General features: G+C 71.8%; 10 protein-coding genes and 1 pseudogene. 2 read left to right on the top strand and 9 right to left on the bottom strand.

The genetic code is table 11. The annotated features are described in order from the left end of the window. The 4 genes from AB0K82_RS38685 to AB0K82_RS38670 all read right to left on the bottom strand — a co-directional run. Positions 1-775 (bottom strand): ABC transporter ATP-binding protein (locus AB0K82_RS38685; protein WP_364406925.1); only part of this gene is annotated, 775 nt, incomplete at its 3' end. Next, entirely contained in the window at positions 772-1,617 is an 846-nt protein-coding gene (locus AB0K82_RS38680; protein ID WP_364406922.1) for an ABC transporter permease, read from the bottom strand. The genes AB0K82_RS38680 and AB0K82_RS38685, both read right to left, overlap by 4 nt. Further along, positions 1,614-2,639, bottom strand: coding sequence for an ABC transporter permease (locus AB0K82_RS38675; RefSeq protein WP_345365262.1), 1,026 nt, complete (start codon positions 2,637-2,639; stop codon positions 1,614-1,616). The genes AB0K82_RS38680 and AB0K82_RS38675 overlap by 4 nt, the downstream gene beginning before the upstream one ends. Next, positions 2,636-4,225 carry an ABC transporter substrate-binding protein gene (locus AB0K82_RS38670; RefSeq protein WP_364406919.1) on the bottom strand — a complete coding sequence of 530 codons (1,590 nt, stop codon included), beginning with the start codon at positions 4,223-4,225 and terminating at the stop codon, positions 2,636-2,638. Before AB0K82_RS38670 ends, AB0K82_RS38675 begins: the two co-directional genes overlap by 4 nt. 145 nt (positions 4,226-4,370) lie before the next feature. On the opposite strand from AB0K82_RS38670, the gene AB0K82_RS38665 reads away from it, so the two are divergent. Further along, positions 4,371-4,991, top strand: a complete 621-nt coding sequence (locus AB0K82_RS38665) for an Lrp/AsnC family transcriptional regulator (protein ID WP_364406916.1) — start codon at positions 4,371-4,373, stop codon at positions 4,989-4,991. Positions 4,992-5,071: 80 nt separating this feature from the next. On the opposite strand, the gene AB0K82_RS38660 is transcribed toward AB0K82_RS38665, so the two are convergent. The 3 genes from AB0K82_RS38660 to dhaK all read right to left on the bottom strand — a co-directional run bounded on the left by AB0K82_RS38660 (position 5,072) and on the right by dhaK (position 7,407). Next, positions 5,072-5,458 carry a hypothetical protein gene (locus AB0K82_RS38660; RefSeq protein WP_364406913.1) on the bottom strand — a complete coding sequence of 129 codons (387 nt, stop codon included), beginning with the start codon at positions 5,456-5,458 and terminating at the stop codon, positions 5,072-5,074. Positions 5,459-5,779: 321 nt separating this feature from the next. After that, positions 5,780-6,388, bottom strand: a complete 609-nt coding sequence (gene dhaL / locus AB0K82_RS38655; RefSeq protein WP_364406910.1) for a dihydroxyacetone kinase subunit DhaL — start codon at positions 6,386-6,388, stop codon at positions 5,780-5,782. 17 nt (positions 6,389-6,405) lie between these two features. Next, positions 6,406-7,407 (bottom strand): dihydroxyacetone kinase subunit DhaK, encoded by a 1,002-nt coding sequence (dhaK, locus tag AB0K82_RS38650; protein ID WP_364406907.1) that lies wholly within the window; start codon positions 7,405-7,407, stop codon positions 6,406-6,408. A 163-nt stretch (positions 7,408-7,570) separates the two neighbouring features. On the opposite strand from dhaK, the gene AB0K82_RS38645 reads away from it, so the two are divergent. Further along, positions 7,571-8,332, top strand: coding sequence for an IclR family transcriptional regulator (locus tag AB0K82_RS38645; RefSeq protein ID WP_364406904.1), 762 nt, complete (start codon positions 7,571-7,573; stop codon positions 8,330-8,332). A gap of 40 nt (positions 8,333-8,372) precedes the next feature. Here the strand turns inward: AB0K82_RS38645 and AB0K82_RS38640 are convergent, their stop codons facing one another. Both AB0K82_RS38640 and AB0K82_RS38635 read right to left on the bottom strand, forming a co-directional pair. Further along, positions 8,373-9,302 carry an RluA family pseudouridine synthase gene (locus AB0K82_RS38640; protein ID WP_364406901.1) on the bottom strand — a complete coding sequence of 310 codons (930 nt, stop codon included), beginning with the start codon at positions 9,300-9,302 and terminating at the stop codon, positions 8,373-8,375. Then, positions 9,302-9,537 (bottom strand): annotated as a pseudogene (locus tag AB0K82_RS38635) (hypothetical protein); the annotation flags it as partial. The pseudogene AB0K82_RS38635 and the gene AB0K82_RS38640, both read right to left, overlap by 1 nt.

Raw genomic sequence — 9,537 nt, 5'->3', positions numbered from 1 at the left:
TTCCCTCGCTCCGGTCGGGCAGTGCGTCCAGCAGGGCACGCGTGTACGGATCGGCCGGCTCGCGCATGACCCGCGCCCGCGGCCCGGTCTCGACGAGGCGGCCGTCCCGCATCACGCTGATCACGTCGGCGACCGACGACATGACGCCGAGGTCGTGGGTGATGAGCAGCACCGCCAGGCCGAGATCATCGCAGAGGCCGCGCAGCAGCCGGAGGATGCCGGCCTGCACGGTGACGTCCAGCGCCGTCGTCGGCTCGTCGGCGATCAGCACCTGCGGATCGCAGGCGAGGGCGATGGCGATCGCGATGCGCTGCCGCATCCCGCCGGAGAACTGGTGCGGGTACCGGTCGAGCGCGCTGTCCGGGTCGGGGATGCGCACCTTGCCGAGCAGTTCCGCGGCCCGTGCGCGCGCCTGCCGCCGGTCCAGCCTCAGGTGGTGGCGCATGGGGTCGGTGAGCTGGCGTCCGATGGAGAGCATGGGGTGCAGGCTGGTCGACGGGTCCTGGAAGACCATGCCGACCTCGCTGCCGCGTCGCTTGTTCATCTCCTTCGGCGAGAGCGTCAGCAGATCGGTGTCGCCGAGGGAGATCTTCCCGCCCGTACGCGCGCCGTGCGGCAGCAGGCCGAGGACGGCCAGGCCGGTCATGGTCTTGCCCGAACCGCTCTCCCCCGCCAGCCCGTGCACCTTCCCCGCCTCCAGGGCGAGGTCGATGCCGCGGATGATCGGTCGGCCGCCCAGTTCGACGGTGAGTCCTTCGATGGCCAGGATCGTCACAGCGCCCGCTCCTTGATCGCCCTGGCGGTCCGCGGGTCGAGCGCGTCGCGCATGGTGTCGCCGAGGAAGTTGAACGCCATCACCACCGTGAGGATGGCCAGCCCCGGGAAGACGCCGACCCACCACTTGTCGAACACCTGCGTGGCCGACGCCACCATCGCCCCCCATTCCGCGGTGGGCGGCTTGGCGCCGAGACCGAGGAACGACAGGCCGGACAGCAGCAGCAGCTGAGTGCCGATGTCGAGGGTGGCGAGCACCAGGATCGGGCCGGTCACGTTGGGCAGCACGTCGGTGCGGAGTGAGCGCCAGACGGAGAACCCCAGCAGCCGCCCGCTGAGCACGAACTCGCGGGTCCGGATGCCGAGCACCAGACCGCGGGTGACGCGCGCGTACGCCGGCCAGGAGACGACGAGGACCGCCAGCACGGCGTTGCGCAGGCTCGCGCCCAGCGACGCGGCCACGGCCATCGCCAGGATCACGGTCGGGAAGGCGAAGACCAGATCCGCCACGCGCATGATCGTCTCGTCCACCCACCGGCCGAAGTAGCCGGCGCAGGCGCCGAGCAGGCCGCCGATGACGACCGACAGCGCCACCAGCAGCAGGGTCAGCGGGATCGACAGCCGCGCGCCGTACAGCACCCGGCTGAACACGTCCCGGCCGAGATCGTCGGTGCCGAACCAGTGCGCGCCGCCGGGCGGGCTCAGCCGGGGGAACTTCTGCGCGAGCGGATCGTACGGGGCGAGCAGGGGCGCCGCGATCACGACGATCAGCCAGGCGACGGTGACGACGAGGCCGGTCACGGCGAGGGGCCGGCGCCATGCCTCCGGAAGGCGGTGGATCACGTGCTCCTCACTCTCGGGTCGATCACGCCGTACAGCACGTCGACGATGAGGTTGACGACGACGTAGATCGCGCCGACCACCAGCCCGACGCCCATGACCGCGGGCAGGTCGAGATTGGTCGCGCTCTTGTACGCGTACTGTCCGATGCCGGGCCAGGCGAAGATCGACTCCACCAGCACCGTGCCGGACAGCAGGCTCCCGAAGGCGAGGCCGGCCACCGTGATGACCGGGACCAGCGCCGCTCGCAGCACGTACCGCAGCAGCACCACGTGGCCGGGCAGGCCCTTGGCCCGAGCCGCACGCACGTAGTCCTGGCCGAGCACCTCCAGCACCGCCGAACGGGTGAACCGCGTCAGCAGCCCGATGGTGTACGCGGCGAGCACCAGCGCCGGCAGTGCCAGATGGCCGACGGCGCTGGCGAACACGTTCCACTGGCCGGCCATCGCCGCGTCCACCGTGTACAGGCCGGTGACGTGGGGCGGCGGCGACATGGTGGGCGCGAGGCGGCCGGAGCCGGGGGCCAGCCGCAATCGGTAGAACACGAAGTAGAACGCGAGCAGGGCCAGCCAGAACGTCGGTACCGACACCCCGGCGAGGCTCGCCACCCGCAGGAACTGGTCGACGATCCGGTCCCGGCGCAGCGCCGCGATCACTCCGAACGCGACGCCGACCACGAGCGACAGCACCAGCGCCGCGCCGGCCAGCTCGAACGTGGCGGGCACGAACTCCGCGAGGTCCGCGTCGACCGAGCGGTGGCTCTGCTGTGACTCACCGAGGTCGCCATGAGCGAGATCGCGCAGGTAGTTGACGTACTGGACCGGCAGCGGCTTGTCCAGGCCGTGCTGCTCGCGGAACTGCTTCACGATCGCCGGGTTGCCGAGGGCCTGTTGCCCCAGGTTGGCCGCGGCCGGGTCACCCGGCACCAGGTTGGTCAGGGTGAAGGTGACCAGCGTGACCCCGACGGCCAGCAGTACGGAGACCGCCAGCCGCCGGGCCAGAAAGCGGATCAGCTGGTTCTTCACTTGCTGCCGAGCGCCGAGAGGTCGATGGTCCACACCGGGTTCAGCGCCAGGCCCGTCACCGAGGAGGCGCTGACGACGTGCTGGCTGGGCTGGAACAGCGGAACGATCGGGCCGGCCTGGTTCAGCTGCGCCTGGATCTGCTGGTACTGCTGGGCCCGGTCGCCGTCGACGGTCCGCGCGACCTTGTCACCGGCCTGCTCCAGCGGCCCGTCGTCGCCCTTCTTCCAGCCCGCCCGCAGGCCGATGAGCTTGCCGGGCAGGAAGGCGAGGTAGTCGCTGGCGTCCGGGTAGTCCGGGCTCCACCACCACAGGCCCATCTCCTCCTTGCCGTCGCGGTAGTTCTGCAGCGCGGTCGCGATCGGCGCGGGAGCCAGGTCGACGGTGATGCCGACCTCCTTCAGGTTCGCCTGGATGCGCTCGGCGAGCGGCTGGAACGACAGGCCGTTGAGCGTGAAGTCGCTCGGGAACTCCAGCTTGACCTTCGGGTTCGTGACCCCGCTGGCGGCGAGCGCCGCCTTGGCGCCGGCCACGTCGCGCTTGGTCGCCTGGTCCGCGGGCAGCGCGCCGTTGATCATCGACGGCACGATCCCGGCCGCCTGGACCGACCCCTCGCCGGCGAGCTGGAGCAGCCCCGGGTAGTCGATGCCCTTACGGACGGCCTCGACGAACTTCGGGTTGGACGTGACCTTGCTGACGGAGGCGCTGTGGTTGGCCAGCAGGAAGAACACGCTCGCCGAGGCTCCCTTGGCGACCTGCAGACCGCCGGCGATGCCCTGTGCCTGGTCGGCCGACAGGTCCACCGCGATCTGGCTGTCGCCCCGCTGCACGTTCAGCTTCTGCGTCGGCGCCTGGACGTTGCGGATCACGACCTTCTGGTACACCGGCTTGGTCGTGCCCCAGTACTTGGCGTTGGCCTTGAGCACGACCTGCGTGCTGGCGTTGAACGACTCGAGCTCGTACGGGCCGGAGCCCGCGGACTGGCCGTTGAGGAACGACTCCGCCTTGTCGTCGGCGCCCTCGGTGCCGCCGTGCGCCTTGACGACCTTGGAGTTGACGATGCCGAGCGCCGGGTTGGGCAGGATGTACGGCAGCGCCGGGTTCGGCTGCGGCGACCGGAGCTCGATGGTCGTGTCGTCGACCTTCTTGACGGTCACGCCGTCCAGCAGGAACGACGGGTTGCCCTTGAGGTCGCGGACCCGGTTCAGCGAGAACACCACGTCGTCGGCGGTGACCGGGCTGCCGTCGGAGAACGTGGCCCCCTGCCGCAGCTTGAGCGTCAGCGTCTTGCCGTCCTTGGACACCTGGTACGACTCGGCCAGGGCGGGCACGGGCTTGCTGACGTCGGATCCGGTGAAGGTCAGCAGCGTGTCGTAGAGCGCTCGGTCGACCATCAGGCCGGTCTGCTCGTACATCCGGCCGGGGTCGGCGGTCTTCAGGTTGAAGGACGTGTCGACGACCAGCGTCTTGCCTCCGGACGCCGAGGACGACGAGGAGGATCCGCCGCCGGAGCATGCGGTCAGGCTGATCGCGGACGCCACGAGGACGGGCAGGATCGCCCGCCGGGGCGCGGAGCGCAGGCTCGGCATGTACAGCCTCCGAGGGTTTCGGTCAGGGGGAAAATGCGGTATTTGCCCACATCTAGACGATTAGGTACTGATAGTGCAGTGTTGTCGCCAGGGTGTCCACGGCCACCCCGAAAGTCGAGATGAACTGCTTCAGGAGCCTGCACCCATGGACGAAACGTCGGACGGATCGCCGACTGAAGAGTGGCGGCCTGGACGAATCCCCGCCGACCTGGACGCCACCAACCTGCGGATTCTGGACGTTCTGCGGGAGGACGGCAGGATCTCGATCTCCGCCCTCGCGCAGCGGGTGGGCATCTCCCGCGCCAACGCCTACACCCGGTTCGAGGCGCTGCGCGCGAACGGCGTGATCGTCCGGTTCACCGCGCAGGTCGACCCGGTCCGCGCCGGGCTGGGCGTCTGCGCGCTGATCTTCGTCACCGTCCGCCAGCAGATGTGGCGGCAGTTCCGCAACCAGTTGGCGCTGATGCCCGAGGTGGAGTACTGCGCGATCACCACCGGCCAGCACGACGCGATGATCCAGATCAGGGTCCGCGACGTGGCCACGGTGCACCACCTGGTCACCCATCGGCTGGCGAGCATCCCCGCGGTCAAGGCGACCGAGACGGTATTCATCCTCGACGAGGTGCTGCGCCGTCCCTTCATCCTGCCGTCGGACGAACGACCGCTGCCCGCCCCTCAGCCCGCCGCCGAGACCGGCCCTTCGCCGCTGGGCAGCATGCGGTTCGTCCGCGCGAACGCCGGACGCGCCGACCTCGGCGGACAGTAGGACCGGCCTCAGGCCGTAAGGGGTCTCAGGCGGTGGGGCCGTTCTCCGGCCGTAAGGGGCCTCAGGCTGTGAGGCCGGTCTCAGGAGTCCGCTCGACGAGCCTCCGCCTGGAAGGGGAGTTCCTCACACACGCTGACCTGCGGCGTGTCGTCTCCCTCGAACTGGAACTCCTCGACCAGCCTGAGCCGCCCGTCCGGCAGCTCCTCGATGCGGCTCGTGCTGCGCCCGGCCACCGGGCTCGGGCCGCCCTTGGTCAGGTGAACGTAGTTGAGCTCGATCTGGTCGTCCTTCCGCGTCCCGACGAACCGGCCGTGCGCGACCGTGTCGCCGTCGTAGCCGCCCCAGATCACGCCGTCCGCCTCCTGGTAGACGAACTGCGTGGGCGCATCAGGGTCCACCCGGCTCGCGGTGGAGCTCACCATGACGAACCGCCGACCGTCCAAATTGTGATGCCTCGTCTCGTTCACGGGTGCATCGTTCCGGTTTTCGCGGCATGCGCAACCCGCGCTGAACATTTCGGCCGATCCCGCGTGCTCGCATGGACGAACGGGACGGCACGGCGCGGACGTCCTCCCAAACGTCTCGGGCACCGGGCACGCGGGTGCGCCGCGCCGTGGCCGCCGCCGACCGCCGCGCACTCGGCGCCTGAACGGGACGACGGCGGTTCCGGGGGTCCGGCGGCCGCCGCCCCCGGCATGAGGCGGCCCCCGGACGGGTCCGCGCGCCACTCGCGGTGGCGGGCCCGGTGACGTCCCGGCCGGGGCATTCCCGCCGGCCGGGACGTCGGGTCACCCGGTCGCCGCGTCGAAGAACCAGGCCACGGTGAGCGCTCCCGGGTCGACGACACCGCGGGCGTGCTCGCCGACATAGCTGGCCCTGCCGCGCCGGGCCAGCAGGTCCTCGGTGGACGCGGCGCCCTCATGGGCGGCCGTGGCGGCCTCGCGCAGGGCGGTCGCGACGTCCGTGTCCCGCTCCGCCGCCTCGGCCAGCGCCCGCGCTGCGGGGACCATGGCGTCGACCATGGTCTTGTGGCCGACCTCGGCCTTGCCGAGCCGCTGCACGACGGCCGCGGCGTTGGCCGCCGCCTCGCTCACCGCCTTCGTGGTGACCTCCGCGCCGAGGGCCTTGGCGAACTCCCGGAACCACATCCCGAACAGCGGGCCGCTGGTGCCGCCGGTGTTCAGGAAGGCGTTGGAGACGGCCGTGAAGACCGCGCCCGGCGTGTCCGCGCCGTCCGCCTCGAGGTTGACGGCGGCCCGGCGCACGGCGGAGCCCAGATTCGTCCCGTAGTCCCCGTCTCCGGCCCGGCGGTCGAGCTCGGTCAGCACGGCGCCGCGCCGCTCGATCTCGGCGATGAACCGCTCGGCCCAGGCCCGCGCGTCGATGGTGGCGTCCATGCCCGTACTCCCGTCTGTCACCAGGTCAGCGCCGGCGTGCGGACCGGCGCGTCCCACAACTCGACCAGCTCGTCATCGGCGCGCAGCAACGTGATCGAACAGCCGCGCATGTCCAGCGACGTCACGTACGAGCCGACGAGCGAGCGGGCCACGTCGACGCCCAGGTCGTCCAGGATCGTGGTGAGCTCGCCGTGGACGGCGGCCAGCTCCAGGTCGTGCGTCGATCCGAGGCCGTTGACGATGGCGATCACCGTGTCGCCGTGACCGAGCTCCAGCGTCTTGACGATCGGCCGCGTGAGCTCGCCGACGAGGTCGCGGACCGGGCCGTACGGCCGGCGCGCCACGCCGTGCTCACCGTGGATGCCGACACCGAACTCGATCTCGTCGTCGGCCAGGTCGAACGACGGCCGGTCCTGCCCCGGCTGGGTGCAGGAGGCCAGCGCGAGGGCCAGGGTGCGGGCCGAACGGGTCACCCGCTCGCCCAGTGCGAGCAGGTCGTCGAGGGACGCTCCGCGTTCGGCGGCGGCGCCGCAGATCTTCTCCACCGCGACGACCGCGGCCGTGCCCCGGCGTCCGGGACCGCCCTCGTCCTGCCCGTCCGTGGCCAGGTCGTCGTCCACGAGGACGGTGCGGGTCTCGATGCCCTCATCTGCGGCCAGTTCGGCGGCGATCTGGAAGTTGAGGACGTCACCGGTGTAGTTCTTGACGATCAGAAGCACGCCCTGACCGCGGTCGGCGGCCTCGATCGCCGCCTTGATCTGGTACGCGGTCGGGCTGGCGAAGACCGCGCCCGGTACCGCCGCGTCGAGCATGCCCTCGCCGACGAAGCCGACGTGCAGGGGCTCGTGACCGGAGCCGCCGCCCGAGACGAGGGCGACCTTGGACCCCTCCCGCCGGGCGCGGACCACGAACGCCGGGTCCTCGTTGTGGCGGACCAGCGCGGGATGGGCGCGCGCGAACCCCCGCAGCGCCTCCGGCACGAGGTCGGCCGGATCGTTCACCAGCTGTCGTACGGGCATGGCTCCTCCTTCACACGTCGGGTCGGCAGGGAGACACCCGAACTACTTCGACATGACCGCATAAGATTCGATAATGCCGAATGGCCTGAATTTAGGACGTCGGCCTGCTGTTGTAAAGTGCGATCGGCAGGCGGGCCGGGGGGACGACCGGAAGAGGGCGCGGATGATCCAGTCCGTCGATCGGGCGATCCGGGTCCTGGGCGTCCTACAGGCCGAGCGCCACCTGAGCCTGTCCGAGATCGCGGCCCGGCTGGAGCTCGCGCCGTCCACGGTCCACGGCATCATCAAGACCCTGCAGGCGCACGGCCTGGTGCTCCAGGAGCAGGGCTCCGCCCGTTACCGCCTCGGCCCGGCGGTGCTGAAGCTCGGCAACGTCTACCTCGACACGCTGGAGCTCCGCTCCCGGAGTCTCACCTGGGCCGGCGAGCTCGCCCGAAGCACCGGCCACGCCGTTCGCACCGGGGTGCTGCTCCCGGAGGAGGTCATGATCGTGCATCACGAGCCACGACCCGACGGGTCCCGGCAGATGCCGGAGGTCGGCATCGTGATCCCCGCCCACGCGAGCGCGCTCGGCAAGGCGATCCTGGCCTACGCGCCCGACCAGGCCCGAGCGCTCGAGGCCGGCGGCCCGCTGCGCAGCATGACGCGGGACACGGTGACCGACCCGGCCGAGTTCGGCGCGGAGCTCGATCGGGTACGCGCCGACGCCCTCGCCGTCGAACAGGAGGAGGCCGTCATCGGCGAGTGCGGCCTGGCGGCGCCCATCTTCGACAGCTCCCGGACGGTCGTCGGCGCCATCGGCGTGGTGATCCCCATGCTCGAATGGCCCGCGCCCGACGCCGCCGCCGGCGCCGTACGGGAGGCCGCCCGCGCCATCTCCCGCGAGCTCGGCGCGCCCGGCTGGCCCGTACGGCCCGAGCGGTGACCCCCCCGGCCGCGCGCCGGCGTGCCGGGAGCGGAGCGGCTCAGGACTCGGCGGCGACGACGTCGAGGGCGTGCGCCAGATCGTCCGGGTAGGGACTGTCGAACTCCACCCACCGGCCCTCGGTCGGGTGCTCGAACCCGAGGCGTACGGCGTGCAGCCACTGCCGGGACAGCCCGAGCCGGGCGGACAGGGTCGGGTCGGCGCCGTACAGGAAGTCGCCGACACAGGGGTGGCGGACCGCCGACATGTGCACGCGGATCTGGTGGGTGCGCCCGGTCTCCAGCTTGATGTCCAGCAGGCTCGCGGCCCGAAATGCCTCAATCGTGTCGTAGTGGGTCACCGAGGGCCGGCCGCCCGCCACCACGGCGAACCGGCCGTCCCCGGAGGGGTGCCGGTCGATGGGCGCGTCGATGGTGCCGCGCAGCGGGTCGGGATGCCCCTGGACGAGCGCGTGGTACCGCTTGTCGACAGTCCGCTCCTTGAACGCGCGCTTCAGCCGGGAGTAGGCGATCTCGCTCTTGGCCACGACCATCGCCCCGGTGGTGTTGGCGTCGAGGCGGTGGACGATGCCCTGCCGTTCGGCGGCGCCGCTCGTGGCGATCGTGTGGCCGGCGCCGAGGAGACCGCCCAGCACGGTCGGTCCGGTCCAGCCGGTGGTGGGGTGGGCGGCGACGCCGATCGGCTTGCTCACCACGACGATGTCGGCGTCCTCGTACAGGATCGACATGCCCGGGACCGGCTCGGGCTCGGGCAACGGCGCGGACGGCGGCGCCGGCAGCGTCACCTCGAGCCAGGTGCCCGCCTGCATGCGGTCGGACTTGGCGGCCGTCCTGCCGTCGACGAGGACGTCACCGGCCGCGATGACCTCCGCCGCGCGGCCGCGTGACAGCCCGAAGAGCCGGGCCAGGGCGGCGTCGAGCCGCTCCCCCTCCAGGCCGTCGGGCACGGGCAGGCTGCGGTGCTCGCCCATCAGTGCTTCGCGTCCGGGACGGAGGACGATCCCTTGCCGGCCGGGCCGGAGGGTGCTCCCCCGGCAGCCGGGCCGTCGCCCTCCGGCGTGCCGCCCTGGGCGGCCTCGCCCGCGTCGCCGGCCGGGCCTCCCTCGGGGGCAGGAGCGGCCCCGCCGCCCCGGCGAAGACCGGCGCTCCTCACGACGACGAGCCGGGGAGCGGCACCCCGTCGGGCCGCGCGCCCGGCGGCGGGGC

The sequence above is a fragment of the Actinoallomurus sp. NPDC052274 genome, from assembly GCF_040679475.1.
Taxonomy (GTDB): Bacteria; Actinomycetota; Actinomycetes; order Streptosporangiales; family Streptosporangiaceae; genus Actinoallomurus; species Actinoallomurus liliacearum.
The sequence above is the reverse complement of the archived record's forward strand: the minus strand, read 5'-3'. Positions and strand labels throughout refer to the sequence as shown.